Origin of the sequence: Rhodoblastus acidophilus, assembly GCF_009720655.1 — a bacterium.
GTDB lineage: Bacteria > Pseudomonadota > Alphaproteobacteria > Rhizobiales > Beijerinckiaceae > Rhodoblastus > Rhodoblastus acidophilus_A.
In genome coordinates, this window is record NZ_WNKS01000012.1 from 1 (window position 1) to 26,147 (window position 26,147).

Here is a 26,147-nt window from a genome sequence, read left to right on the forward strand (position 1 = left end):
GAACGCGGCACCATCAAAAGCCGAGCCGGATTTCACTGGTGGCCCGAAATCGCAAATGCGAAGTGATCAAACGGAAATCGTATTCCACTCGCGCGGAAATCCGCCCTTTGCCTGGAGGATTTCCGCGCGATTTCGTTTTCGCGGATCGCGAAGCGATCTTGCGGAAACCGTATGAAAAGGCCGGGGCTCATGCCGAAATCCCCCTCACCCCTGCCCTCTCCCCGCACGCGGGGCGAGGGAGAGCTAACGACGCAGCTCCGTGTGGAGATTGCGGGCTTTCAAGCCGCCCCAGCTTGACGCCACGTGCGCAGCAAGCTCTGATCCCTGAAAAGGGAGGGCGTTCATGTCGAAATTCAAGGCCATTCGCATCGTCAAGGAGCCGGCCTATGCCGCCTCCTATTCGGAGTTCGACGAATCCGAATTGATGGACGACGATGTCACCGTGCGGGTCAGCCATTCCACCGTCAATTACAAGGATGGCCTCGCCATCACCGGCAAGAGCCCTGTTGTCCGGCGCTTTCCGATGATTCCCGGCGTCGATTTCGCCGGCGTGGTGGAGAGTTCGTCAAATCCCGAATTCAAGCCGGGCGACGCCGTCGTCCTCAACGGTTTTGGACTGGGCGAGACGCATTTGGGCGCCTATGCGCAAAAGGCGCGGGTGAAGGCGGAGTGGCTCGTTCCTCTGCCCAAAGAATTCACCCCCGCGCAGGCCATGGCCATTGGCACGGCCGGCTACACCGCTCAACTCGCCGTGCTCGCGCTGGAAAAACACGGCCTCACCCCCGCGCGCGGGCCGGCTCTGGTGACCGGGGCCGCGGGCGGCGTCGGCTCCGTCGCCGTCACCCTGCTGGCGAAACTCGGATGGCATGTGATCGCCTCGACCGGGCGCCCCGAGGAGGCGGATTTCTTGAAAAATTTGGGCGCGGCGGAAATCATCGACCGCGCCGAATTGTCCGCACCGGGGCGCCCGCTGGGGAAAGAGCGCTGGGCGGCGGCGGTGGACTGCGTCGGCTCGCACACGCTCGCCAATGTGCTGGCGCAGACCAAATACGAGGGCGCGGTGGCCGCCTGCGGGCTGGCGCAAGGCATGGATTTGCCCACCAGCGTCGCGCCGTTCATCTTGCGCGGCGTGTCGCTGCTCGGCATCGACTCGGTGATGCAGCCCAAGGCGAAGCGGCTGGAGGCATGGGCGAGGTTGGCGCGCGACCTGGACCCGGCGAAACTGGCGGCGCTGAGCACCACCATTGCTTTCGATCAGGTGATTGAGACGGCGGAAAAAATCCTGGCCGGCAAAGTGCGCGGGCGCATCGTGGTCGAGATTGGCTAAAGCGTTTTCAAGCGAAGCGGATGCGGTTCGCGTGAAGAAACGCGTGAAAACAAAAACGCCGCCTTGGCGGGGAACCAAAAAACCTCGCCCCGCGCGCGCGGGGCGAGGCGTTTTTCACGCCGCCTTGGCGGGGAACGGGAGAATCCTCGTCTCGGCGCCGCGGCGCTGGTTGATCTCGGCCAGCAGCAGGTCCGGCGCGAACAGGGCCGCCTCGACGGCCGCGATGCCGATGTCGCGATAGAGCCGCGATTGCAGATCGCGCGCGTCCTCGCGAGGCGGCTGGGCGGGGACGGGATTGGGGAACAACTCGCTCATGGGTCAACTCGCGGCTTACGCGTTACGCACGGACTGCTGGTCCCGCCGCTCCGTTAACGTTAGCGAAGAGCGAAGACCACGCCCGCAATCTGAACGATCAGCGTAAAACCGGGGTTAAGCCGGCGTTTCGCCCCCTGTGCCAAAAGGGAATGGCGGCGCCAAAAACCGCGGCCCCGCCTCTTCCAGAATCTGCGCCAGGGCGATGGCCGAGCGGTCCTCGTCATAGGGGCAAATGATCTGCGCCCCGCGCGGCAGGCCCGAGGGTCCCGGCGGCATGGGCGCCACCGCCGCCGGGAGATGCGCGAGCGCGGCGAGGCACGCCCATTTGAGCAGGTCGTGGTAGGGCAGGTCGCCGCCGCGCAATGCGAGCCGGCGGGCGAACGGGTCGGGCGAAAAATCGTGCTCGATGGCCAGGCACGGGGCCGGCGGGCACAAAATGGCGTCCCAGCGCTCGAAAAAGGCCGCAAAGGCGCGCTTGATCGCGGCGCGGCGCGTCGTCAGATCGGCATAGGCGCCCGCGTCCATCCGGGCGGCCCGCGCCCGCAGCGCCGACCATTCGGAGTCCCCGGCCTGAGCCATAGCCTCTTCCCGCGCCTTTGGCGGCGACCCGGCAAAACCGATGGCGAAATTGAGCAGGGCGTAAATTTCCAGCGCCTCGGCCAAGGAGAAATCCGGCTTCTCCGGCTCGATGCGCGCGCCGGCCTCGCGAAAAAGGTCGGCGGCGCGCAAAACGCCCTGTTCCACCTCCGGGTCGACGGGGGCGAAACCCGGCTCAAGCCAGAGGGCGATCCGCCAGTCTTTTGGCGCGCGGCGCCTCGGTTTTTGCAGGAAGGCCGGGCCGGCGGCGTTGATCGGGCCGGCGATGATCGACAGGGCCAGCTCCAAATCGCGCGCAGAACGCGCCATCGGGCCGGCCACGCCCATGTCGGGCGGATTCTTGAGTTTTATCGATGGCAGCGGCGGGATGTGGCCCAGCATCGGAACCTGACTCCAGCTGGTCTTCAGACCATAGACGCCGCAGGAATGCGCCGGCCAGCGGATGGAGCCGCCGAGGTCCGAGCCGAGTTCGAAGGCGCAAAAACCGGCCGCCACCGCCGCCGCGGCGCCGCCGGAGGAGCCGCCGGGCGAACGCGAGAGGTCCCACGGGTTGCTGGTCGCGTCGAACAGGACGTTATGCGTCTGGAAATCGCCCGTCAGCCTCGGCACGTTGCTCTTGGCGAAAATGATCGCGCCGGCGGCGCGCAGCCGCGCCACGGCGAGCGCGTCCTCTTCGGCAAAAAAATCGGCGAGTTCCTCGGCGCCGCAGGTGGTGGGCATGCCGGTGACGGCAAAACTGTCCTTGATCGACAGCGGCAACCCGTCGAGCGGCAGGCCGTCACGGCGGGCCAACCGGCGGTCGGACTCCTCCGCCGCCCGGCGCGCGAAAGATTCGTCCCAGGCGATCAGCGCGTTGAGCGGCGGGTTGCGCTCCATGACGCGGCCCCACAGGGCGTCGAACAGTTCGCTGGCCGAAAAATCCCGCTTGCGCAACGCGTCGCGCCAGGCGAGCGCCGGCGCGGCAAAAAACGCCTCGTCTAAATCGGTGAAGTCGGTCAAGTCAGGCTCGTGTCCACGGGGACAGGAACGCATTGCGCCGGCGACCCGGTCGCGCAAATCATAAGGTTTCCGCAAGATCGCTTCGCGATCCGCGAAAACGAAATCGCGCGGAAATCCTTCAGGCGAAGGGCGGATTTCCGCGCGAGCGGAATACGATTTCCGAACTGATCCTTCGGAAATCGTATCAGGCCATTGCGTGGGCGCAATGCGATCCAGTCCCCTCGATTCATCAGGCTTCCTGCTCCACCGCGTCGCCCGTGGCGCGGACGTGTTCGCGCAGCTCCAGCAGCAAATCGTCGAGCAGCGCGAGGCGTTCCGGCGCGATGCGGCCAAAGGTGTCGGACACGAAAGCCTGCTGCGCCTCGATGCCTTTTCGCGCCAGTTCCCGTCCCGCCGGGGTGAGGTGGATGGCGTGCGAGCGCCGGTCGCTCTGCAAGGAGCGGCGCTCGACCAAGCCACTGGCGACGAGACGGTCGACCAGACCGGAAATGTTGCCCTTGGTGACATAAAGCCGGGCCGCCAGCTCCTGCTGCGAGATGCCCTCGCGCTCGGTGAGGGTGGTCAGCACGTCGCATTGCGGTACGGAAAGCTCGAAGGCGCGCAATCGGTTGGCGATCGCCATGCGGCTACGCGTGTGCAGACGGATCAGGCGGAACCAGACCCGCAAGGCCTCGTTTTGATGGTTCATTCTCAGGCGCTAGCCTCCCGCGAGTAACCGTAACCGTTCATACGGTTTGCGCAAGATCGCTTCGCATTTCCGTCATGGCGAATCTCAGGCCGCTTTCGGCTTGGCGGGGACGGCCGGGGAGCCCTCCCATTCCGTGTGCGCCGGGATCGATTCGCCCTTCATCACGATGGTCAGCGGCCCCAGCCGGGCGAAATCGCCGACATGAGAATCGTAGAGCACCGTGGAGCCCGCGCCGACGGTCACGCCCGAGCCGAGCTTGACGCGCCCCACCTTCATCACCCGGTCCTCGTAAAGATGGGTTTGGAGCGCACAGAGCGAGTTCAGCGTGCAGAAATCGCCGACCTCGACGCAGTCGAATTCGGTGATGTCGGTCATCTCGAACAGGCAGCCCTTGCCGATCTTGGCGCCGAACAGCCGCATCACCCAGGGCAGGAACGGGGTGCCGCGCAAAGGCTCCAGCAGGGCTTTGCCCGCGAGGCCCCAGTAGAGCACCGCCACGGCTTCCGTCCGCATCGCCCACCACGACCACATCGGCTTGGTCACCGGCTCGTAGCGGCCCATGGTCAGCCATTTCACCGCGATGACGACGGCGGTCATGGCCAAGCCGATGAGCACCGAGACGACGACGAACATCCACGCCACCTGGCCGTAATGACCTTCGAGCAGGGCCGGACCGAACCATTCGATCGCCCAGGTGCCGAAGGTGATGAACAGCATGGTTGGCAGCGAAATGTGCACCGCCTCGAAGACGCCGCGCGCGAACTTGCGCCATTTCGGCGCTTCATAGGTCCAGTTGGCGCCGCCGCCATCAAACCGCTGGCGCACCGGCAGTTTGATCGGCGGCGAGCCGAACCAGGTGTCGCCCGCCGACATCAGATCATTGGCCGGCGGTTTCGATTTGATGCCGATCAGCGCGTCGTCGGGGATCACGGCGCCGGGCGGCACCACGCCATCGTTGCCGACGAACACGCGCGACCCCGTCTTCAGCGCCTCCAAGTGCATCCAGCCGCGCCGGACGTCCTCGTCGCCCAAAACCACCTCGTCGGCGATGAAACATTTGTCGCCGATCTCGACGAGGTCGTAGCGCCCGGCGAGATTGGTCGAAATCTCCGAATCCTTGCCGATTTTCGCGCCCATCAGCCGGTACCAGGCGCGCATGTAGATGGTGGCGTAGAGGGACGAAAGGGTTTCCAGCGTCACCTCGGTCGCCAGCGCCACCGCCCATTTGCGCATGTAGAACCAGGAAAAGACCGAATAATAGCCTTCGCGCACGCGCGGCAGCACGATCCAGCGCACGGCGGCGATGAAGCCCACGGTCACCAGCACCATGACGAAGGAGGTGGGCCAGGCCATGATCGGGATCGCCGCCATGTAGAGCTGCCGGCTGGTGGCGGCCAGCCCCAAGAATTCGTCGATGCGGTCGAACACCCAGAAGGCGGGGAACAAAGGCAGCAGGCCGACCGGCGGGATCGACAGCAGCAGAAGGGTATAGAGGAAGGTTTGCAGGCTGCGCTTGCCGGCCGACACGGTGGCGAAGGGCCGCAGCGACTCCTTGTCGACGGAGCCGACGCATTTGCCAGGCGAGCCGTCCCAGATTTCCCAGGCGCCGATCCGCGTGTGCGGCGCAATCGCCGTGAGGTCGCGAAGCTCCGCGCCCTCCTCCAGCACGCAATGCTCCTCGATCACGCAGCTTGTGCCGATGTAGCAATCCGGGCCGATGTCGATCGGGCCGACGATCATCTCGTTGCCGACGAAGGACACATTTGAAAGGTTGACGCGCTGGCCGATCGTCGTTCCCGCGCCGATGGAGACGAGGTCGAGCGCGCCGATCTCCAGTTCGGAAATGTTGGCGTCCGCGCCGACCTTGACCCCGAGCGCCTGGAGATAAACCCGCATCAGCGGCGAGCCCTGGAACCATTTGATGTGCGTGAGCATGAGCACGCGCACCACCAGCCACCAGCGGAAGTAATAGACGCCCCAGAGGGGATAGCGGCCGGGCTTGAAGCGGCCGATGACGATCCACTTCACCGCTATGGCGATGAACACCGTGAGGATCTGCACGATGAGATAGACGCCGAGCAGCGAGGCCATTTCCTGCAGGAAACTGGCGTCGGTGTCGGTGAGCAGCATATAGGAGACGAAAATGCCGAGCCATTGCGCCGTGGACAGCGCGAGGATGAAAGGCAGGGCGATGGCCTGGGCGAGGCCGCAGAAGAAGCGGCGGGCGAAGGGCGGCGGCTCGAACGACAGGTCCTTTGGCCCGCCCGACACGGTCGCCTTGTCGTCGAGCAGCGCGGCGATGGCGCGCAGCGTGCGTCCCGCATACATGTCCTGCAAGGTGACGCCGGCGAGGTGGGGCGTCTGACGGACGATGGAGACAAAGCGCGCGGCGAGCAGCGAATGGCCGCCGAGATCGGTGAAAAAGTCGGCCTCGAACGGCACGCTCTGCGGCGGAAGCACCTTTTTCGCCGCGTCGAGCAGGATGGCCTCGGTCTCGGTCTGCGGCTCCTCCTGCGCCTCGTCCGCCGTCAGAGGCGCGGTCAGCGTCTCCTTTTTCAACGCCTTGCGGTCAACTTTTCCCGAAGACAGGCGCGGCAGCGCCTCGCGCGTCTCGTAACGCGCCGGGGTCATGTAAGGCGGCAGGGTCGCGCGCAAATTCGTGCGCAGGATCTTGTGATCCAGCGTCGCGCCCGGCTCGGGGACGAGGAAGGCGACCAGCTGGTCCATGCCGTCGTCGTTGCGCAGCACCACCGCCGCCTGTTTGACGCCCGGCTGGACCGAAAGCTTTGACTCGATCTCGCCCAGCTCGACGCGAAAGCCGCGAATTTTCACCTGATCGTCGATGCGGCCGTGGAAGCTGATGCTTCCGTCCGCCTCCATCACCACGGCGTCGCCGGAGCGATACAGGATCGGATCGTCCCCGGTCGCCTCGAACGGATTTTTGATGAATTTTTCGGCCGTCAGCGAGTCCCGCTTGAGATAGCCGCGCGCGACGCCGGGGCCGCCGATGAGCAGTTCGCCCTCGACGCCGCGCGGCAGCAGATTGTTGGCCTCGTCGGCGACATAACAGGTGTAGTTGGCGATGGGGCCGCCGATGGTCACGGGTTTGTCCGGGTGGACCTCGGCCATGGTGGCGACCACCGTGGCTTCCGTGGGGCCGTAGGAGTTAAAAATGGTGCGGCCGGGCTTGCACCAGCGCGCGGCGACCGCCGGCGGACAGGCCTCGCCGCCGAGGATGATGACCCGCAGGCTGGGAATGTCGCGCGGCAGCAGCGACAGCAGGGTGGGCACCGTGTCGAGCACGGTGACGCCGATCTCTTCCATCAGTTCGGGCAGCTTTTCGGCTTCCCCCAGAACGGCCGGCGTGGCGACGAACAGTTCGGCGCCGACCAGATAGGGAATCCAGATCTCCTCCATCGACAGGTCGAAGGCGATGGAGGCGCCCTGGAACACGACGTCGTCGGGGGTGATTCTGTAGCTCTCGTTGGCGGAGCGCAGGTAATGGCAGATGTTGCGCCCGGTGATAACAATGCCTTTCGGCGTGCCCGTCGAGCCCGAGGTGTAGATCATGTAGGCGGGATGGTCGGGCGTCGCCCCGTTCTTCCGCGCGTCAACCGGGGTTTGGTCGCTCGGGTCGATCAGGTTGGCTTCGGTCAAGACGGCGACGCTGATCCCGCCTTTGGTTTTGGCCGCAAAGGTTTCGGAGGTGAGCAGGCCCTTGGCCTCGGCGTCGCGTAAACAGGTGTCGATGCGCTCGACGGGCGCGTCGGCGTCAAACGGCAGCCAGGCCGCGCCGGTCTTGGCGATGGCGATCTGGCTGATCAGGAGTTCGGGGCCGCGCGCGCCCCACAAGCCGACCACGTCGCCTGGGCCTATGCCCCGGCGCACCAGGCCGCGCGCCAAAGCGGTCGCCTCGTGGTCGACGCGGGCATAGGAAATCTTGCGCTCCATCGTCGTCATGGCGATGGCCTGCGGCGCCGCCTCGACGGTGGCGGCGAATATTTCCGCCAAAATTTCGTCGCGCAAAAATTCCGGACGCCGGGCGCCGCGCAGCACGGAAGGCCGCGAGCGCGACTCCGAGGCGCCCGCCTCGGACACGGCAATGGTTTCGGCGTCCAATTCGCTCATTTTCTCAATCCGCTTGATTTTTGGGCGGGTCGCTATTCCCCAGTCGCAACCCAGGCCCGGCGCGCGCAGAGCGGCGGGCCGGTCTATCATGGTTTCCAGCGGCGTCCTACCCGCAAAGTTTGACCTTTCCGCGACCGGTTTTCCGGACGGCGCGAAGATGTTAAACCTGCACGCGCAGGCAAGCGGAGGCGGAAATATGGCGCAAACGGATCGCTCCGTCTGGTTCATCACCGGATGTTCCACCGGGTTTGGCCGCGAACTCGCCCGGCAAGTGCTGGAAGCGGGGAAAAAGGTCGTCATCACCGCCCGCGACGCCAATAAAATCGCCGACCTCGTGGCGCTTTCGCCCGAGAACGCGCTCGGCCTTTCGCTCGACGTCGACAAGGCCGGCGAGATCGCCGGCGCCGTGAAAGCGGCCCAGGAAAAATTCGGGCGGATCGACGTCCTCGTCAACAATGCCGGCTATGGCTATTTGGCGGCGGTGGAGGAAGGCGAGGACGCGGACATCCGCGCCATGTTCGAGACCAATGTTTTTGGGCTCGCCGCCCTGTGCCGCGCCGTGCTGCCAATCATGCGGGCGCAAGGCTCGGGCGTGATCGTCAACATTTCCTCCATGGCCGGGGTCTGCGGCTTTCCCGGCATCGGCTATTACAACGCCACCAAATTCGCCGTGGAGGGTCTTTCCGAGGCCATGTCCAAGGAGCTGGCCCCGCTCGGCGTCAAGGTTCTGATTGTCGAGCCCGGCCCGTTCCGCACGGATTGGGCGGGGCGCTCGCTGAAAACGCCCAAAACCCCGATCGACGCCTATGCCGAGACCGCCATCGCCCGGCGCAACGCCGTCCAGACCTATAGCGGGACGCAGGCGGGCGATCCCGTTCGCGGGGCGCGCGCGATCATCGAGGCGGCGCAGAGCGACAACCCGCCGCTGCGGCTTGTGCTCGGCTCCGTGGCGCAGAAGGCGATCAGCGAGCGCACGCAAGCCTTTGTGCGGGAGCTGGAGGCCGGCGCCGAGATCGCCGCCGCCTGCGACTTTCCCGAGTGAGTCCCGGTCCGGCTTTGGCCCGCTTGACTCTTGCTGGGCGCTCCCGTCAAGTTCGTGCTGGTACGCCACTGCTGGATCAAGCGCCATGGGCAAGTTTTTGAGTATCGCCGCCGTTTGTCTGCTCGTTTCCGGCTGCACGGCCTGCGGCGACTGGTCGAAATTCAACAGTTTTCCCGGCGTTTGCCATGCGCCGGGCTCGGTGAAATAGCCAACTCGTCTCATTTCCCGCACGTCGCGCCCGGGCGGCGCGCGACGCGCAGCGCTTGACTTTGGCCAGCTGAACGGCTTGACGGGGCGATCGCCGAGTCAAGCGCCGCAGGGGTGAAAGTGAGCCAGGGTTCCAAAAATCCGGTCGGGAGAAAAGGCGGGCCGCCGCGCATCGGGCTGATCGGTCTCGGCGCCTTCGGCCGGCTGATCGCCGCCCATGTCGGCGCCCGATTGCCGATGCTCGGCTACGATCCCGCTCCGAAAGAGCCCATCAAGAGCGTTGCGTTCGCCAGCCTGGCGGACGTCGCCGGCTGCGACGTGGTGATCCTCGCCGTGCCCGTGCCGGCGCTGCGCGACACCTGCCGCGCGATTCGGCCGCACCTGCGTCCGGGCGCGCTGGTCATCGACGTCTGCTCGGTCAAAGTCTTGCCCGCGCAAATCATGCGCGAGGAATTGCCCGAGCACGTCGACATCATCGGGACGCACCCGATGTTCGGCCCGCAGAGCGCGCGCGGCGGCGTCAAGGGGCTGAAAATCGTGCTTTGCCCGATTCGCGGCCGTTTGCACCGGCCGCTCGCCGGCTGGCTGCGCAAGACGCTGGCGCTGGACGCGCTCATCGCCACGCCGGAGCAGCACGACCGCGACGCCGCCATGGTGCAGGGCCTCGTCCATCTGATCGCCAAGGTTTTGGTGGAGATGGAGCCCCTGCCCCGCACCATCACCACCGTCAGTTTCGATCTGCTGATGCGCGTGGTCGAAATGGTGAGGTACGACGCGCCGGAAGTGTTTTACGCCATCGAGCGCATGAACCCCTATGCGCCGGACGTGCGCCGCAAGTTTTTTGGCCTGGCGGCGGAACTCGCGGAGCAACTGGAGCAGAATGGCGAAAGCCGAGTATGAACGCATAAACATCCGGGAATCGAAATCATTGACACGGCGGCGGCGGCGCCTGCGCTATTCGGCCATCGGTTCCGCTTGCCTTTACTCTCTCCTGCAGCGCGCCTGGCGCTCAGCGCGTCTCGCACGGCGTCACTCAGTATAAAACCGTATACCGAAAATGTTGACAAATAGGCAAACTTGGCATTCTAATTAAAATATTGATAATTTTCCTGGCCACATGGTCTCTACGCCGGATTCTGATCCGCGAAAACTTTAAGCGCAGCCCCGATGATCAACGGCGGCAGAAATTCCACTCCATTCCTAAATCCGACCTTGCGTCGGACGTCTCCTGAAGCAGCTGACCGGCCTTGATGGCGCCGTCGCGCGGGGATCACGAGGAACCGACATGTCCGAGAACGTTCAAAGCAAGCCTCCGGGAAAGCGGATCATCATTTTCGCCGACGGGACCGGCAACGCGTTCAGCGCGCAGGAATCCAACGTTTGGCGCCTCTACCAAGCGCTCGATCTCAACCAGCCCAATCTCGTCACCCATTATATTCCCGGCGTGGGAACGTCGAAATTCAAGCCATTCGCCTTTCTCGATGCGGCGACGGGCGTCGGCGTTCCCGCGAACGTGCGCAAGCTCTATCGATTTCTTTGCTGGAACTGGGACAAGGAAGAGGACGAGGTCTTCATCTTCGGATTCAGCCGAGGCGCCTTCACAGCAAGGACGCTTGCCGCCCTGGTGAAAAACCAAGGGTTGATGCCGGCGTTTGAAGCCAACGGCGACCTTGTTTCAACCGCCGCCATGGCGCGGAACGCGATGGGAGCCTGGCGCGCCTATCGCAAGAACACGGCGCCCGGCGGTCTCTTGCATCTTGGTCCGATTGTCGTTGGCTCGCGCGTGATCCGCGACATCCTGGTTCGGTTCTGGAGATGGGCGTCGGGCGCGCGGCAACACGCGGAGGTTGTCGCGGAACGTAACAATCTTGCGGAAAACAATAAGGAGCAGGCGTTCCGTCGGCGTCCGTCCATCACGTTCCTCGGGTTGTTCGACACGGTGGAAGCTTATGGCGTGCCTGTCGAGGAACTGCGCAAGGCAATCGACTGGACGCTGTGGCCGGTTTCCTTCCGTAACAATCGACTCGCGGAGAATGTCCAATTCGCGAGGCACGCGCTCTCCATCGATGACGAGCGGACATCCTTTCATCCGCTGAGGATCGAGCACGCTCCCGGGAACTCCGACGAGACCAAGCGGGTGCGGGAAGTTTGGTTCGCCGGGAGCCATTCCGACGTTGGGGGCGGCTATCCCGATGGACGCGTCAGCTACATTCCCCTTTTGTGGATGGCGCAAGAATTCATCAATTTTGCCTCCAAGGATATTTTTATCCCGGGCGCCATCGAGGCCTATGCCGCAAAAGATTGCGCGATCGCCGCCTTGCACGACTCGCGGTCGGGCGCTGGCGTTCTCTATCGGTATGACCCGCGCACGATCGCGGCGGGAGCCGCCAATGGAGGCTTGCCAATCATCCATCACTCGGTTTTCGAGCACATGGTGATGGGCCCGGACAATTACGCGCCGCTGAACCTCTGTCTGGAGGATCAGGACGATGACGCGGAGTTGTTCCAAGTCTGGCTGCCCGACGGGAGGGTCAGGAACCTGTGCGACGTCAAAAAGGAACTTCAGGCCACAAGTTCCTCCGGTCACCCGCGTTCCGAAGCGGAGACGGTGAGCGACGCGTGTCTGAAACAGATTTGCGTGCCCCATGCGAAATTCAGCGCGCGTGCGCACAACCTCGTCTGGTGGCGGCGCCACGCCTATTTTTGGTTACTCTTGGCGATCGTCGCCACCGTAACGATCCCCTTATGGGGCGATTCGGTCTTTGACTCGTCCCAGGTCGCAAGTGTCGGCTATTTGAACGCCCTGTTGAGGGTTTGCCTCGAGAGTTTGATCAGCTTCATTGGTGCTTTCTTTCCGAGTTATGGGTTGTTCTGGCTGAACTATGCCAAAGCGAGTCCCGTCCTGGTGACGAGCGCTTTGGTCGCGCTCGGCGCCATGTTCTGGCTGAATGGCTGGCTGCGGGACCGCATTCAAGACTATATGCGGCTGGCGTGGTACCGGAAGAAGAGCGCGCAATCCGGACACTGGGACGGCGCGCAAGCGCGCGAAGCGAGGCGTACGGGCTCGTTCGATGACCTGTCACGTTCCGCTCCCGCGAGCCTGTGGCACCGCTTCACGGAGGCGTTCCGCAAAGGTCCGATCTCGCGCGGAATACATCGGTTGTGGTCGGGTCTGATAACCGCGCTCGGCATTATCGCCATTTTTGGCGCAATGGCGGTTGTCATCAGCCGAACAACGGTCAACAGTTCTCTTGGGAGTGGAGCGATTTGCAAGGATGCCGAGACGGCCTCTTCCGGTCCCAACGGCATCGCGTTCAGCCCGAATTCGCGTTGTACGAATACGAAATTTGAACTGCTCAAAGGTGCGAAATATCACATCGAGATCGTTCACCAGGACCCCTTCTTCGACCTGACGACCTACGCCTCGCCCGCCGGCTTCGCAACAAGGAGCTGGGCTCACCTTGCCGGTCTGCCTTTCCGCCGGTGGTGGCGCGCCCAATGGTTCGCGCCGATCGCTCAGATCGGCGACAACGCCGCCGCGCACTTTCCGTTGGAGCCGTTCGAAGAGCCTCCCGTCATTCCCGGCGACGCCGCACATACGCTCGATATTTTGGGCGCCGCTCTCGATTTTCGTGAACCTTATACAGTTCTCAAGGAGAGATTGCCGCCCGATGATTGGCGGCGCATCCTTCAGAACCGGACGTCGCTTCAAAATCTCGGCTGCCGCGAAGAGAAGATGAAACACGCCGCGCCCGCGCCTTCTGAAGCAACCGGACGCGACTCGGATTGCGTGAATGTCTCCGACACTGAGGGACCAGCCGACTCAGGCTACAAGCGTTTCGTGTCAGACTTCACGGCGCCCGCGGACGGCGTCCTGTATCTTTACGTCAACGACGCGATGATCGGTTTCCCGTTCCTTGGCGTCGACGTGTTGGATTTCTACGCCAACAATTCCGGGAGCGCGACCGTCAAGCTGTTTCGCAAACAGAACGACGGTCGGTTAGAGCCGGTCCCCCAATTGACGTCGGCGAGATGATCCGGGGTCGTTCAGGACAGCTTTGACCCGATAGCCGGTTCCACCGCTCGCTGACGGCGGAAACCGGCAAGACTTCGCCGCCGTCACGCGGGGGCGCCCGGAGGAGCATCTCTGCGGTTCTGGCTCGGAACGGCCTCTAGAGTTTCAAGCGAAGCGGATGCCGGTTCGCGTGAAGACCCGCAGGGCCGCGTTAGCGAATATGCGTCAAAACAAGAATCTAGAGCTTTTTCACGTTTCCATGAAACGTGAAAAAGCTCTAGGCCGGATTCCAACATGACTCATACGGTTTCCGCAAGATCGCGTCGCGATCCGCGAAAACGAAATCGCGCGGAAATCCTCCAGGCGAAGGGCGGATTTTCGCGCGAGCGGAATAGGATTTCCGAACTGATCCTTCGGAAATCCTATCATACGGTTTTCGCAAGATCGCTTCGCGATCCGCGAAAATGAAATCGCGCGGAAATCCTCCAGGCGAAGGGCGGATTTTCGCGCGAGCGGAATAGGATTTCCGAACTGATCGTTCGGAAATCCTATCACACCCAGTCGAATCGCGCGGTCGAAAACACCAGCACACGCCCCTGCCAAATGTCGGCGGTGGGGGCGCGCTCGATGGGGAGGCCGCCGATCAGATGCATCAGCGCGCGGGCGACGCCGCCGTGGGACACCACGACCGTCGGCGCCTGCTGTTCGGCGAGCCAGGGCCGCAGCCGCTCCGCCAGATGGGCGTAGGATTCGCCGCCGGGCGGGCAAAAATTCCATTTGTCGCGGTTCCGCGCCGCCGCGCCCTCGGGGTCCTCGGCCATGACCTCCGGCCAGGTCTTTCCTTCCCAGCGCCCGAAGGTGAACTCTTTCAGCCGGTCTTCCAGGCGCACGCCCTCGGCGGGAAGGCCCAGTTGCGCGCGCGCCAGCGTCATTGTGTCGCGGGTGCGCGACAGCGGCGAGACCTGCCAAAGCAGCGCCGCCGCGTCGATCCGTCCCGCTTGAAAGATTTTCCTCAGTTTTTGGCCGGCCCGGGTCGCCTGGCGGCGGCCCAGCGCGTTGAGCACAATATCCTTCTGGCCCTGCAACCGCCCTTCCGCGTTCCAATCGGTTTCGCCGTGGCGCAGGAAGTAGAGCGTCAGCGCCTTCAGTCCTTCTTGGCGATGTCGCCGATGTCGGGCGCCTTGGGATTCTTCATGCCAACGACATGATAGCCGGCGTCGACATGCAGGATTTCGCCGGTGACGCCGCGCGCCATGGGGGAGAGCAGGAACACCGCGCTTTCGCCCACTTCCTCGATGGTGACGGTGCGGCGCAGCGGCGCGTTATACTCGTTCCACTTCAGGATGTAGCGGAAATCGCCGATGCCGGACGCCGCCAGAGTCTTGATCGGGCCGGCGGAAATGGCGTTGACCGTGATGTTCTTCTCGCCGAGGTCGGCGGCGAGATAGCGCACGCTCGCCTCCAGCGCGGCCTTGGCGACGCCCATCACATTGTAATGCGGCATCCATTTCTCGGCGCCGTAATAGGTCAGGGTCAGCATCGACCCGCCGTCCTTCATCAGCTTTTCGGCGCGCTGCGCGATGGCTGTGAAGGAATAGCAGGAGATCGACAGCGAGGTGGTGAAATTCTGCTCGCTGGTGTCGATGTAGCGGCCGGTGAGCTCGTCCTTGTCGGAAAAGGCGATGCAATGGACCAGGAAGTCCAGTTTGCCCCAGAGCTTTTCGACTTCGGCGAAAACCTTGTCGATCGATTCGCCGTTGGTGACGTCGCACTCGCCAACCACATGGGCGTCGAGTTCGGCGGCGAGCGGGCGCACGCGCCGCTCCAGCGCCTCGCCCTGGTAGGTCAGGGCGATCTCGGCGCCGGCCAGCCGCGCCGCCTTGGCGATGCCCCAGGCGATCGAGCGGTTGTTGGCGAGGCCCATCACCAGCCCGCGTTTGCCGCGCAAGACGCCCGATGTCGCGGCGAGAGGGGCGGGGTCCGCTGTAATCATCGTCATGAACAATCCTGATCGTCGGTTCCGCGCGACGCGCGAGCGGCGCCTTTGGGGCGTCGTCCGATTCGCCGCATCGGGTCCACAATTGCGCGTTCGCGGCATTTACCCGCGCCGTGCGCCGGAAGCAAGAGCGGGGACGCGGGAGCCCGGCGCGGTCAAGCTCCGGATCCCCGAAAACACGCGCCCGTGCTTTTGCCGTCTGGCGAGGGAACGTGAATCAGTTTATTAGTTATTAACGATTTGTGAACCGCGTTTCGGCCCCGCCTGGATGCGAGGGCGAAAAGGAGGGGTTTGCGCCATGCGCGAAAGGGTCGGTCTGACGCTTTCCCTGCGGCGGTATGCGCACGCCCTGCTTGGCCGCTGGCCCGTCGCGGGCGCTCGGGGGCGCGCGCGCAGCCGCGCCGACCAGGACGCAGACGATCTCGCGCAGGCGGCCCTACTTGGCTTTTGGCGCGCCGGACTGCTGCAAGGCTCCGGGTCGCCGGTCCAGTCGTCCGGCGCGCTGCGACTCGCCTTGCTGCGCTGTCTCACCCGACTCGCCCGAGAGTTTTCCAGATACGACGAAGGCGCGGCGGCGGGCGCGGCGAGCCGCCATTTCCCCTGGTCGCCCGAGGCGCGGGCGCTGCCGCGGCTGTCGTTCGAGTCGCGGGCGCTGCTCGCCCTGGCGGCGCTGGAGCGGCTCGATTACGACGACATCGGCGCCGTGCTCGACATCAGCGCCGCGCAAGCGCTGGCGGGGCTGGCCCGCGCCCGCGCCGAACTGTCGTGCGAAACCACCGGGCGGCGCCAGCAGCGCCTGCGGATCGCCTCCGGGGTCCGCGAGGCGGATTTGCACCGTTATGCCGACGATCTGCTCGAACCGGCGCGGCGCGCCGAAATCGCCGCCCTGCTGGACGAAGACGAGGAGGCGGCGCGTCGGGTGAACGAATGGCGCCGGGGCGCGGAGCGCCTGCGCGGCGCCTTCGCCACGCTGGAGGCCGAACCGCTTCCGGCGACGCTGGATTTTTCGCGGCGCAAGCCGGCTCCGCCCGCGTTTCGGGCGAAAGGGTCGTTGAAAAGCGTGTTCGCCTGGCTCGCGGGCGCGCCCCGGTCGGCCGCGGCGCGCTGAGCCGCGCGAATGCGGGGCTCGAGACGCGCGCCCGCGGCTCAGTGCTTCAGCGCGACGGTGAACTCGCCAGCGGAAATCCTCTGCGGCAAGCGGGAGGCGAAGGCCGAGACCGCGTCCTCGCCATAGGTCTCGACCAGTTCCTGCAAGGCGGCGAACAGGGCGGCATGGGCGAAACTTTCGCTCTCGACCCCAGACAGAATGGCTTCGGCAAAGGCCTCGGTGACAAAGGCCAGCGCCGCGCGACGCTCGTCCTCGGCGCCGGTCAGCTCGACATCGTCTTCAGAATCGTTCGGGGTCATCATGGACAAAGCTTAGCCGCCAAAACCGGCGGTGGCGAGCGGGGTCTTAAGAAACGGTTAACGTTTTTTCGCGCGCGCCGGCGACGGCCGCAGCCCCGGAGCAGACAGCCCAAGCCCTTGGTCCGCCTATCTTTCGCGGTAGGCCGTGGCGACGTCGTGGGCGAGGCGCCCGCCTTCGTCCATGAGCCGGACCCGGGCCAGATCCGCGCCGGCCGTGCAGCGCCGATGAAAGTAGGTGTAGCCGCGCAGGCCGCGATTGTAGGCGCCCGCGAGGCGCTCCCGCTGCATCGGTCCGGACTCCTGGGCCTCCATCAGCTTCTGCATGTTTTCGCGCCAGCCGGTCGTGCCGCTGTCGCCGCAGAGCGGGTCGAGCACCGCCAGCGCGCCCATGATCTCGGAGAGACGCAAGAGCTGCGGCTCAAACGGGGGCGGCGGCCCCTCCACCTTGGGCGCGGGCGGCTTCTGCGGTTCGGCCTTGGCGACGGGACGGCGCTGCTCCGGTTTTGGACGGGGCTTCTTCGGCTTTGGCCTGACCTCTCGGTATTGCGGCGCCGCAACCGGAGGCCGCGCCGGCTGCGGATTGAAGAACTGGAAAAATTGCGCCGACGCCGGCGCGGGCGCCAGCAGCGCGGCGATCAGAACAGGCAAGACGAATCGCGCCCTCATCGGCGGTGTTCCAGCAGTTTGTGCGCGTCCGCGATCACATGGGCGACGCGCGGCGTCAGCGCCAGGTCGGACAAATCGTCGGGACGCCGCCAAAGGATTTCGCCAGCCTCGGCGCTCGGGCGGCCTTCGCCCGCGACCCAGCGCGCCGCGAAGGACAGGATGACGTAATGGCGCTCCACCCGTCCCGCCGAATCGCGCTCGATATGCTCGACGGGCTGGTTGAAGGCGGCGATTTCCGCGACCACGCCGGTCTCCTCGCGCAATTCGCGCAAGGCCGCCTGCTCCAGCGATTCGCCGGTCTCGACCAGCCCGCCCGGCAGGGTGAAGACGTGCGCATAGGGCGCGGCGGTGCGGGTCGCGAGCAAAACCTTGTCGTCGCGAAACACGGCGATGCTCACCGCCAGCGCCGGCTGGTCAGGATAATGACGGCGCGATCCGCTCATGGATACAGCGCCTCGCAGGTCCAGTCGCCCCGAGGCTCGGGGCGGCGGTAGCACAGGCGCTCGTGCAGGCGAAAAGGCTTGTCCGTCCAGAATTCGATTTCGACGGGGCGGATGCGGTAGCCGCCCCAATGCGGCGGGCGCGGGACGTCGCCGAGGCCGAAGCGCGCGGCCTGCGCCGCCACGGCTTTCTCAAGGGCGAATCGGCTCTCCAGCGGCCGCGATTGCGCGCTGGCCCAGGCGCCGATACGGCTGTCGCGCGGGCGTCCGGCGAAATAAAGGTCCGATTCGGCCTCCGACACGTGTTCGACCGGCCCGCGGAAACGGAATTGTTTTCGAAGGCTTTTCCAGTGCAGCGCGCCGGCGGCCATGGGATGCGATTCGAGCTCTTGCCCCTTGGCGCTTTCGCGGTTGGTGTAGAAGACGAAGCCGCGCTCGTCGAAGCCGCGCAACAACACCATGCGGGCGTTGGGCAGGCCGTTGGCGTCCACGCTCGCCAGGCACATGGCCTCGGGATCGTTGATCTCCTTGGCCCGCGCCTCCTCCATCCAGCGCGCGAACAGACCAAAAGGCTCGTGCTCCAGCTTATGATTACCCGCCATTAACGCGTTCATTGGATGATGCTCAAGTCTGTGTCCGGATTACGCCCGCTTGCTTGCACGTTCGCGCCTACTTCCTAGCAAAACGCCGACGCGCGGGCTGCATTTTTTTGTGGTCTTCCGCGCGGCGACCCTGATCCCGTTCGCGCTGTGCGGCTGCTCGGTCGCAACCCCGCTCAGTCCCGACGTGGATATGCGAGCGACCGGCGCGATTGCGCCCGTCGCCGCCGCGCCGGCGCGCCCCGCCCTGCCCGCCGGGCTCGACGAGGAGGACAGGCGCCGCGCCATGGGCGCGCTCGGCATCGCGCTCGATCCCCAGGGCAATGGCGCGAGCGTCGCCTGGAACAATCCGGTGAGCAAGGCCCATGGCATGGTCACCCCGGTCGGCTTCGCTTTTCCGGAAAACGGGCTGATCTGCCGAAAGTTTTCCGCGCGATTCGAGACGGCGGCCGGCGCGGAAGCCGATTCCGGCGCCGCCTGCCGCGACAAGGACGCGATGTGGACGCTGACGGACTTTCGCAAGGGCGGATGAGCTGTCGCCCCCCTTGCGGACGGCTGCGTTCAAGACCACATGATGAGGGAAGACAGGACGCCGGGGCCGCTCGCGGACCGGCTGCCAAATGGGCTTTAGGACAATGCGCGATCCCTACCAAGTACTCGGCGTGGCCAAGGACGCCTCGCAGGCGGATGTGAAGAAGGCGTTTCGAAAACTCGCCAAGCAGCACCATCCCGACCAGAATCCGAACGACCCCAAGGCCCAGGCGAAATTCGCCGAGGTCAATTCGGCTTACGAAATCCTCGGCGACGAGAAAAAGCGCGGCGCCTTCGACCGGGGCGAGATCGACGCGGAAGGCAAGCCGCGCGGTTTTGAGGGCTTTCCCGGCGGCGGTTTTCGGCGCGGCGGTCCCGGCGGCGGTCCCGGCGGCGCGCATTCCGAATTCCATTTCGGCGGCGGCGCGCCCTTCGACGCGGCTGACATTTTTTCCGACCTGTTCGGCATGGGGCGCGGACGCGGCGGCGGCGGGCATGCGCGCCCGCAGCCTGGCGCGGACGTCGCGCTCGACACCCATGTGTCGCTCGAAACCGCCCTGCGCGGCGGCAAGGCGCGGGTGCTCACGCCCGCTGGAAAAACCCTGGAAGTCAATGTTCCCGCCGGCGTCGAGGAAGGCAAGCAGATCCGCCTGCGCGGCCAGGGCCAGCCCGGTCCCGGCGGCGGTCCGGCCGGCGACGCGCTGGTGACGGTGCACATCCAGAAACATCCGCATTTCCGCGTGGACGGCCGCGACCTCAGGCTGGACCTGCCCGTGACCCTTTATGAGGCGGTGCTGGGCGGCAAAATCGAGGCGCCGACGCTCGGCGGCAAGGTGGAGCTGACCCTGCCGCCGAAGAGCAATTCGGGCAAGACTCTGCGTCTGCGCGGCAAAGGTCTGCCGGCGTCGGGCGGACAGCCTGCGGGCGACCTGCTGATCACGCTGCGCATCACCTTGCCGGACGGCGACTGGGCCGAACTGGAGGAGGTGGCGAAGACGATGCAGGCGAAGCAGCCCTATGATCCCAGGGTGGAGCTGGCGAAGTAACCTGTATTGCAAAATGCGCTACATGGGATATCCTTTGTTCAGGAGCCGACCATGAGCGCACAAACGCAATCCCGTAAGGACCATCCGATTTCGATGCGGCTCCCAGAAGCCGATATCGCCCTGATCGACCGCGCCGCCGCTCTGCGTGGACGATCGCGAACGGAATTTGTGCGCGACGCCGCCGTGAGCGCGGCTGAAACGGCGCTTCTTGAAAACCGGGTGATCCGCATGAGCGAAGAAGGCTTCGCGGATTTTCTCGCCGCCCTCTCGGCGCCGCCGACGCCGCCGCCCGAGATGGTTGAGGTCGTGAAACGCCCGGCGCCCTGGGAGCCTGGCTACAAGCCCAAGGGCTGACATGGGCCTGTCAGCGCCGGAACCGCTCACGTCGGCTCACGACATCTCCAGATTCGCTTGCGGCAAACCACAATTGGATCATTGGCTTAAAACGCGCGCGCTTGGCAACCAGGACAAGGGTTTTACAGCAGTGATGGTGGTTCACGAGGCTGGACGCGTGGCGGGATATTACGGCTTGTCGCCGACGGCGGTCATTCCCGGTAAGCTGCCCCGGTCGATCCGCACGGGCCAACCGCCCGATCCGGTCCCGTGCATCTTGCTCGGCCAGTTGGCGACCAATCTTGAATGGGCGGGACGCGGCGTCGGCACAGGCTTGCTGAAACACGCATTCCACCGCAGCGTGGCGGCGGCGCAACTGATCGGCGGTCGCGCCTTGATGGTGAACGCGATTGACGCGGAAGCCGGTGATTTTTGGAGACGACGCGGGTTTTCGCCCTCAAGGGACGATCCACTGGTCCTGTTCCGGTCGATGGCGGCGGTGGCCGCCGCCTTGATCGCGTGAAGGGCGCGTCGCCGAACTTCCGGATCAATGTGGTGCGGGCGGCCGGGTTCGAACCGGCATGGCCTTGCGGCCGAGAGATTTTAAGTCTCTTGCGTCTACCGATTTCGCCACGCCCGCGCCGCTTCGCTTATAAGTTGCCGAACAAAGGCGCGCCAAGAGGAATTTTCGGGAACGAAGGCCATTCGCCGCCAAGCGCGCAGGTTTTCACGACGCACATGACAAAGGCGTCTTGCCGAGACCTTGGGCATAGCGCCGCCGCGAAAGGCGCCGGGACTGCGACTCGATGTCCAAATTCGGGTTAATATCTGTCTAAGGCTTGACCGGATTACACTCTTTTGTGAAAGGTTTGGGGGAACGGAGAGTCTCGTGCCCCCACGCATCGCCCTCGTCGTCGGCCTCAAGCAAGAAGCTCGAGCCGCAGCCACCCCTCTCACCGTCGTCGGCGGTGGGTGCGCCAAACGCACCTACCAGCTTCTCGATCGCGCCGGACCGATCGACGCCGTGATGAGCTTCGGCATCGCCGGCGGCATCGCCCCCGGCCAAAAACCGGGCGACGTCATCCTGGCGGACAAGGTGATCGCCGGCGAGATTTTTTCCGCCGATCCCCGCTGGCTCGCGGCCCTTTCGCGGAAAATTCCCGACACGCGCGTCGGCGCCCTGGTCGGCGTCGACGAAATGATCGGCTGCCGCCACCACAAGGCGCGGCTGCACAAGGAAACCGGGGGTCTCGCCGTCGACATGGAATCGCACGGCGCGGCGCGCTATGCGCAAGAGCGCGGCATTCCGTTCATCGCCCTGCGCGCCGTGGCCGATCCGCACCACCGGGCCTTGCCCGGCTCCGCTCTGGTCGGCATGAATCCCGACGGCTCCACCAATGTGCCGGCCGTGCTGCGCGCTTTGGCGCGACGGCCGGGGGATCTGCCCGGCCTGATCCTGACGGCGCGCGAGGCCGGCGCCGCCATGCGGGCGCTCGTCCGCTGCCGCCGCCTGCTCGGCGAGTTTTTCGGCTTCGACCACGGCGTCCAGCCGCATCTCCACCTGAGCGGCAAGAATGAAGCGCGCCGGCCGCTGTTCGCCGAAGGCAATTTCGGGCTTCCCGGCGCCCTCGGTCTGGACGCCGAATAAAGTCCGCCGCGGCCGGGCGATCCGCCCGGCCTGATACGGTTTCCGCAAGACCGCTTCGCGATCCGCGAAAACGCAATCGCGCGGAAATCCTCCAGGCGAAGGGCGGATTTCTGCGCGATTGGAATACGATTTCCGAACGGATCGTTCGGAAATCGTATAGGGCGGAGCGCTACTCCGCCGCCTGCTTGGCGAGTTTTTCGGCTTCGACCACGGCGTTCAGCTGCTCCTCGACCTGGGCGGCGAAGATGAATTGCGCCGGCCGCTGTTTGTCGAGCGGAATTTCGGGCTTCATCGGGCCCTCGGTGTTCACGCCGAACAGAGCCGTCCGGATCGCGTCCCAGGGACGGGTGATGGCGTGCTTGACCGCGCTCGGCTCGAAGCCGCAGTGCACCATGCAATCCGCGCATTTCTCGTAATTGCCGACGCCATAGGCGTCCCAATCCGTGGTTTCCATCAGCTCTTTAAAAGTGCTGGCGTAGCCTTCGTTGAGCAGATAGCAGGGCCGCTGCCAGCCGAAGACGGTGCGCGCCGGATTGCCCCAGGGCGTACATTCAAAGGTCTGGTTGCCCGCGAGGAAATCGAGGAACACCGAGCTTTGGAAGAAATCCCAGCTCTTGCCGCCGTTGCCCCGCCTGAAAATGGCGCGGAACAATTCCTTGGTCTTGGCGCGGTTCAAGAAATGCTGCTGGTTGGGCGCGCGCTCGTAGGCGTAGCCCGGCGCGACCGTGGCGCCGCCGTTGACGCCCAGGCCCTTGAGCGTGTCGAGGAAATTGGCGACGCGCGCGGGATCGGCGTCGTTGAACAGGGTGCAGTTGATGCTGACTTTGAACCCACGAGCCCTAGCGGCGGCGATGGCTTTCACCGCGCGGTCGTAAACCCCGTCCTGGCACACCGACTTGTCGTGCATCTCGCGGTCGCCGTCGAGATGGACCGACCAGTTGAAGGCGGAACTCGGCTCGAATTCGCCGAGCCGTTTTTCCAGCAGCAGCGCGTTGGTGCAGACGGTAACGAATTTTTTGCGGTCGAGGGCGCCCCTGACGATGCGGGGCAGGTCCTTGTGCAGCAGCGGTTCGCCGCCGGCGATCACGACCACGGGCGCGCCGCACTCGTCGATCGCCTCCATGCAATCTTCATAGGGCAGGCGCTGGTTGAGGATCTTGTCGGGATAATCGATCTTGCCGCACCCCGCGCAAGCGAGATTGCAGCGGAACAACGGCTCCAGCATCAGGACGAGAGGATAGCGCTTGCGTCCCAAAAGATGCTGCTTGACGATATAGGCGCCAATGCGCGCGCCCTCGAGCACCGGTATACCCATACGGTTTGTCTCTCCGGTTTCTCCTGTGACGATGCCAAATCGACACGGATTGCTAGCGATGCGCGGCGCTTTTGAAACAACGCCGCCTGAAAAAAGTTCGGGCAAAGCCATAGGCTCACCCCGGTTTGGTCGCAAGCAAAAACCGGCCCACGCCGGGGGACAACGGGGAAAAACGCCGCGACATGGTTTTCTTTCCTAAGGAAATATCGCAGGTTGGGCTGGAATGACTCGAAACGCCCGTTCATGAATTCGCCCTCCCCCGCGCCGCAGCCCAAGCCCGAGGAAATCCGTCTTGTCGCGCGGCTGGTGGCCCTCTGCGCCCGGCGCAAGTGGATCACCCTGCTGGTTTCGCTGGCGCTGACTTTTGCCGCGAGTTGGTACACGGCCGGGCATTTCGCCATGTCCACCGATCTCAACACGCTGATTTCGCAGGATTTGCCCTGGCGCAAACGCGAGATGGCGCTGAGCAAGGCGTTTCCGCAGCGGCAGGACACGCTGCTCGCCGTGCTCGACGCGCCGAGCCCCGAACACGCCAATGAGGCGGCGCGCGGGCTGCAGGCCGCCCTACAGGCGCAAACCGAGCATTTTTCCGACGTTCGCTCGCTCGAAACCTCGGATTTTTTCGCGCGCCAGGGGTTGTTGTATCTGCCGACGGCCGATGTGTCGGCGCGCATGTCGCAGTTGATCGACGCCCAGCCTTTTTTGGGCGCGCTGGCGCGGGACCCCAGCTTGCGCGGCCTTTCCGGCGCGCTCGGGCTGATGGCGAAGCCGCCGGCTGAAGCATCGCTGTCCGGAACGGCTGACCTGGCCAAGCCGCTCGCCGCCGTGGCCGAGGCGCTGCAAGCCGCGCGCGCCGGCAAGGCGAGTGAGTTTTCGTGGTCCGCGCTGTTTTCGGGCGCGCCGCCCAGCGTCCAGGACAAGCGGCGGTTTCTCCAGATCAGCCCGAAACTCGACTATTCGGAATTGCAACCGGGCGCCGCCGCAAGCGACGCCTTGCGCGCGACCGCGCGGCGGTTGGAGCTCACGCCCGAGCACGGCTATCGCCTGCGCCTGACCGGCGACGTCGCCATGCAGGACGAGGAATTCGGCACGCTCGCCGAGGGCGCCGCGCTCAACAATGGCCTGATGGTCGCCGCCGTGCTGCTCATCCTGTGGCGCGCCTTGCGCTGGGGGCGGCTCATTGTCGCGGTCATGGCCAACATGATCGTCGGCCTCGCGCTGACCGCCGCCGCCGGCCTGGCCATGGTGGGCGTGCTCAATCCGATTTCCGTCGCCTTCGCCGTGCTGTTCGTCGGCATTGGCGTCGATTTCGGCATCCAATTCGCCGTGCGCTACCGCGAGGAGCGGTTCCAGCATCTGGGCCTGGACAAGGCGCTCGACAGGGCCGGCTCGGGGGCGAGCCTGCCGCTGTCGCTGGCCGCAGCGGCCACCGCCGCGGGCTTTTTCTCCTTCATACCCACCGCCTATCGCGGCGTGTCCGAACTCGGCCTGATCGCCGGGGTCGGCATGATCCTGGCGTTTTGTTCGTCTGTCACGCTGCTCCCCGCCCTGCTGGCGATTTTAAAGCCGCCGGCGGAAACGGCGCCCGTGGGCTACGCGTTTTTGGCTCCGATCGACCGCTTTCAGACCAGCCACCGAAAGCTGATCGTCGGCGCCGCGCTCGGCCTCGCGGTTCTGGGCGCGCCGCTGTTGACGCAAGTGCGCTTCGACATCAATCCGCTGAACCTGCGCAGCGCCAAGGTCGAATCCGTCGCCACCATATTGGAATTGGCCAGCGACCCGCGCAACGCGCCCAATTCCATCGAAATTTTGGCGCAAAATCTCGCGGAGGCCGACGCGCTGGCGGCAAGACTGCGCGCCCTGCCCGAAGTCGAAACCGTGTCCACGCTGTCGAGCTTCGTGCCCGAGGACCAGCAAACAAAACTCGCGGCCATTTGGGACGCGCGCGACCTGCTGGGAACGAGCCTGTCGGTCAAACCGCTGCCGGCGCCCGGCGATTCCGAGGATGTCGAGGCGTTGCGGCAGGCGGCCCAACACCTGGCGCTGGCGCCCGGCCTGGAGCCGATGGCGCGGGCGCTCGGCGATCTCGCCGCTTCGCCGCCGGAGGCGCGCGAACGGGCGCGCCGCGACGTGATTGCGCCAATGCTGGCGCTGCTCGGCGACTTGAAAAAGGCGCTGGACGCCGCGCCCATCGCGGTCGAGGATCTTCCCAACGCGTTTTCGCGCGACTGGATCGCCCGGGACGGGCGGGCGCGGGTCGAGCTTTGGGCGCGCGGCGACCGCAACGATTTTAACAACCTGCGCGAATTTTCGGACGCGGTTCGAAAAGTCGCGCCGGAGGCGGCGGGCGCGGCGGTGTCGATCCTCGAGTCCGGCGACACGGTGATCAAGGCTTTCGCGCAGGCCGGGGCTCTGGCGCTGATCTCGATCACGCTGCTGCTGTGGCTGGCGCTGCGGCGTTTTGGCGACGTGGCGCTGACCCTGGCGCCGCTGCTGCTCGCGGGCGTCTATACGATGGAAATCTGCGTCCTGATCGATCTCAAACTGAATTTCGCCAATATCATCGCCCTGCCGCTGCTGCTGGGGCTCGGCGTCGCCTTCAAGATCTATTATGTGATGGCTTGGCGCGCGGGGGCCGCCGAACTGCTGCAAACCAGCCTGACGCGGGCGATCTTCTTCTCCGCCATGACCACGGCGACGGCGTTCGGCAGTCTTTATCTGTCGAACCATCCGGGCACGTCGAGCATGGGCAAGCTTTTGGCCCTGTCGCTGGCGACAACGCTGTGCGCCGCCGTGTTTTTTCAGCCTGCGTTGATGGGGCCGCCGAGGACGCAGGCGGATGGTTAGT

General features: G+C 65.1%; 23 protein-coding genes and 1 tRNA gene. 12 read left to right on the forward strand and 12 right to left on the reverse strand.

The window, feature by feature from the left end:
- Positions 1-343 precede the first annotated feature (343 nt).
- A complete protein-coding gene (locus GJ654_RS13070; protein ID WP_155446610.1) occupies positions 344-1,327 on the forward strand; it encodes an MDR family oxidoreductase in 984 nt (327 codons plus the stop codon).
- A 114-nt stretch (positions 1,328-1,441) separates the two neighbouring features.
- Here GJ654_RS13070 and GJ654_RS13075 read toward each other — a convergent pair whose 3' ends face one another.
- The 4 genes from GJ654_RS13075 to GJ654_RS13090 all read right to left on the reverse strand — a co-directional run bounded on the left by GJ654_RS13075 (position 1,442) and on the right by GJ654_RS13090 (position 8,054).
- A complete protein-coding gene (locus GJ654_RS13075; protein WP_155446612.1) occupies positions 1,442-1,642 on the reverse strand; it encodes a hypothetical protein in 201 nt (66 codons plus the stop codon).
- Between the two features lie 114 nt (positions 1,643-1,756).
- The gene (locus tag GJ654_RS13080) at positions 1,757-3,238 is read right to left on the reverse strand and encodes an amidase family protein (protein WP_196305549.1); all 1,482 of its coding nucleotides are present in this window, start codon (positions 3,236-3,238) and stop codon (positions 1,757-1,759) included.
- 229 nt (positions 3,239-3,467) lie between these two features.
- Positions 3,468-3,926: a MarR family winged helix-turn-helix transcriptional regulator gene (locus GJ654_RS13085; protein ID WP_155446615.1), complete on the reverse strand. Its 459-nt coding sequence runs from the start codon at positions 3,924-3,926 to the stop codon at positions 3,468-3,470.
- A gap of 84 nt (positions 3,927-4,010) precedes the next feature.
- Positions 4,011-8,054 (reverse strand): Pls/PosA family non-ribosomal peptide synthetase, encoded by a 4,044-nt coding sequence (locus GJ654_RS13090; RefSeq protein WP_155446617.1) that lies wholly within the window; start codon positions 8,052-8,054, stop codon positions 4,011-4,013.
- Positions 8,055-8,250: 196 nt separating this feature from the next.
- On the opposite strand from GJ654_RS13090, the gene GJ654_RS13095 reads away from it, so the two are divergent.
- From GJ654_RS13095 to GJ654_RS13105, 4 genes are all read left to right on the forward strand, one after another.
- Positions 8,251-9,096 carry an oxidoreductase gene (locus tag GJ654_RS13095; protein WP_155446618.1) on the forward strand — a complete coding sequence of 282 codons (846 nt, stop codon included), beginning with the start codon at positions 8,251-8,253 and terminating at the stop codon, positions 9,094-9,096.
- 85 nt (positions 9,097-9,181) lie between these two features.
- Positions 9,182-9,304: a hypothetical protein gene (locus GJ654_RS21495; RefSeq protein WP_264586251.1), complete on the forward strand. Its 123-nt coding sequence runs from the start codon at positions 9,182-9,184 to the stop codon at positions 9,302-9,304.
- A 119-nt stretch (positions 9,305-9,423) separates the two neighbouring features.
- Positions 9,424-10,203: a prephenate dehydrogenase/arogenate dehydrogenase family protein gene (locus GJ654_RS13100; RefSeq protein WP_264586250.1), complete on the forward strand. Its 780-nt coding sequence runs from the start codon at positions 9,424-9,426 to the stop codon at positions 10,201-10,203.
- 385 nt (positions 10,204-10,588) lie between these two features.
- Entirely contained in the window at positions 10,589-13,339 is a 2,751-nt protein-coding gene (locus GJ654_RS13105; RefSeq protein ID WP_155446620.1) for a DUF2235 domain-containing protein, read from the forward strand.
- Positions 13,340-13,869: 530 nt separating this feature from the next.
- Here GJ654_RS13105 and GJ654_RS13110 read toward each other — a convergent pair.
- Together GJ654_RS13110 and fabI are read right to left on the reverse strand one after the other, a co-directional pair.
- Positions 13,870-14,466, reverse strand: a complete 597-nt coding sequence (locus tag GJ654_RS13110; RefSeq protein ID WP_342394935.1) for a histidine phosphatase family protein — start codon at positions 14,464-14,466, stop codon at positions 13,870-13,872.
- Positions 14,463-15,317: an enoyl-ACP reductase FabI gene (fabI, locus tag GJ654_RS13115; RefSeq protein WP_425540390.1), complete on the reverse strand. Its 855-nt coding sequence runs from the start codon at positions 15,315-15,317 to the stop codon at positions 14,463-14,465. The genes GJ654_RS13110 and fabI overlap by 4 nt, the downstream gene beginning before the upstream one ends.
- Before the next feature lie 295 nt (positions 15,318-15,612).
- On the opposite strand from fabI, the gene GJ654_RS13120 reads away from it, so the two are divergent.
- On the forward strand, positions 15,613-16,422 hold the full coding sequence (locus GJ654_RS13120) for an anti-sigma factor family protein (protein ID WP_155446624.1): 810 nt from the start codon (positions 15,613-15,615) through the stop codon (positions 16,420-16,422).
- Between the two features lie 38 nt (positions 16,423-16,460).
- Here the strand turns inward: GJ654_RS13120 and GJ654_RS13125 are convergent, their stop codons facing one another.
- The 4 genes from GJ654_RS13125 to pdxH all read right to left on the reverse strand — a co-directional run bounded on the left by GJ654_RS13125 (position 16,461) and on the right by pdxH (position 18,441).
- Positions 16,461-16,724, reverse strand: a complete 264-nt coding sequence (locus GJ654_RS13125) for a hypothetical protein (RefSeq protein ID WP_425540391.1) — start codon at positions 16,722-16,724, stop codon at positions 16,461-16,463.
- Positions 16,725-16,847: 123 nt separating this feature from the next.
- Positions 16,848-17,387, reverse strand: coding sequence for a TIGR02301 family protein (locus GJ654_RS13130; protein ID WP_155446625.1), 540 nt, complete (start codon positions 17,385-17,387; stop codon positions 16,848-16,850).
- A complete protein-coding gene (locus tag GJ654_RS13135) occupies positions 17,384-17,830 on the reverse strand; it encodes an NUDIX hydrolase (RefSeq protein WP_155446627.1) in 447 nt (148 codons plus the stop codon). Before GJ654_RS13135 ends, GJ654_RS13130 begins: the two co-directional genes overlap by 4 nt.
- The gene (pdxH, locus tag GJ654_RS13140; protein ID WP_155446629.1) at positions 17,827-18,441 is read right to left on the reverse strand and encodes a pyridoxamine 5'-phosphate oxidase; all 615 of its coding nucleotides are present in this window, start codon (positions 18,439-18,441) and stop codon (positions 17,827-17,829) included. Before pdxH ends, GJ654_RS13135 begins: the two co-directional genes overlap by 4 nt.
- 97 nt (positions 18,442-18,538) lie before the next feature.
- Here pdxH and GJ654_RS13145 point away from each other — a divergent pair, with 97 nt between their 5' ends.
- From GJ654_RS13145 to GJ654_RS13160, 4 genes are all read left to right on the forward strand, one after another.
- Positions 18,539-18,958, forward strand: coding sequence for an RT0821/Lpp0805 family surface protein (locus GJ654_RS13145; RefSeq protein ID WP_264586249.1), 420 nt, complete (start codon positions 18,539-18,541; stop codon positions 18,956-18,958).
- 103 nt (positions 18,959-19,061) lie between these two features.
- A complete protein-coding gene (locus tag GJ654_RS13150) occupies positions 19,062-20,003 on the forward strand; it encodes a DnaJ C-terminal domain-containing protein (RefSeq protein WP_155446630.1) in 942 nt (313 codons plus the stop codon).
- A gap of 51 nt (positions 20,004-20,054) precedes the next feature.
- Positions 20,055-20,357, forward strand: coding sequence for a DUF1778 domain-containing protein (locus GJ654_RS13155; protein ID WP_155446631.1), 303 nt, complete (start codon positions 20,055-20,057; stop codon positions 20,355-20,357).
- A 73-nt stretch (positions 20,358-20,430) separates the two neighbouring features.
- Positions 20,431-20,859, forward strand: coding sequence for a GNAT family N-acetyltransferase (locus GJ654_RS13160; RefSeq protein WP_425540392.1), 429 nt, complete (start codon positions 20,431-20,433; stop codon positions 20,857-20,859).
- 30 nt (positions 20,860-20,889) lie between these two features.
- On the opposite strand, the gene GJ654_RS13165 is transcribed toward GJ654_RS13160, so the two are convergent.
- A tRNA-Leu gene (locus tag GJ654_RS13165) sits at positions 20,890-20,976 on the reverse strand.
- Positions 20,977-21,225: 249 nt separating this feature from the next.
- Here GJ654_RS13165 and GJ654_RS13170 point away from each other — a divergent pair.
- Positions 21,226-21,984, forward strand: coding sequence for a hypothetical protein (locus GJ654_RS13170; protein ID WP_196305550.1), 759 nt, complete (start codon positions 21,226-21,228; stop codon positions 21,982-21,984).
- 169 nt (positions 21,985-22,153) lie between these two features.
- Here GJ654_RS13170 and hpnH read toward each other — a convergent pair whose 3' ends face one another.
- Positions 22,154-23,299, reverse strand: a complete 1,146-nt coding sequence (gene hpnH, locus GJ654_RS13175) for an adenosyl-hopene transferase HpnH (RefSeq protein WP_155446634.1) — start codon at positions 23,297-23,299, stop codon at positions 22,154-22,156.
- Positions 23,300-23,542: 243 nt separating this feature from the next.
- Between hpnH and GJ654_RS13180 the strand changes: the two genes are divergently transcribed.
- Positions 23,543-26,146 carry an MMPL family transporter gene (locus GJ654_RS13180; RefSeq protein ID WP_155446635.1) on the forward strand — a complete coding sequence of 868 codons (2,604 nt, stop codon included), beginning with the start codon at positions 23,543-23,545 and terminating at the stop codon, positions 26,144-26,146.
- The last annotated feature ends 1 nt before the right edge of the window (position 26,147 follow it).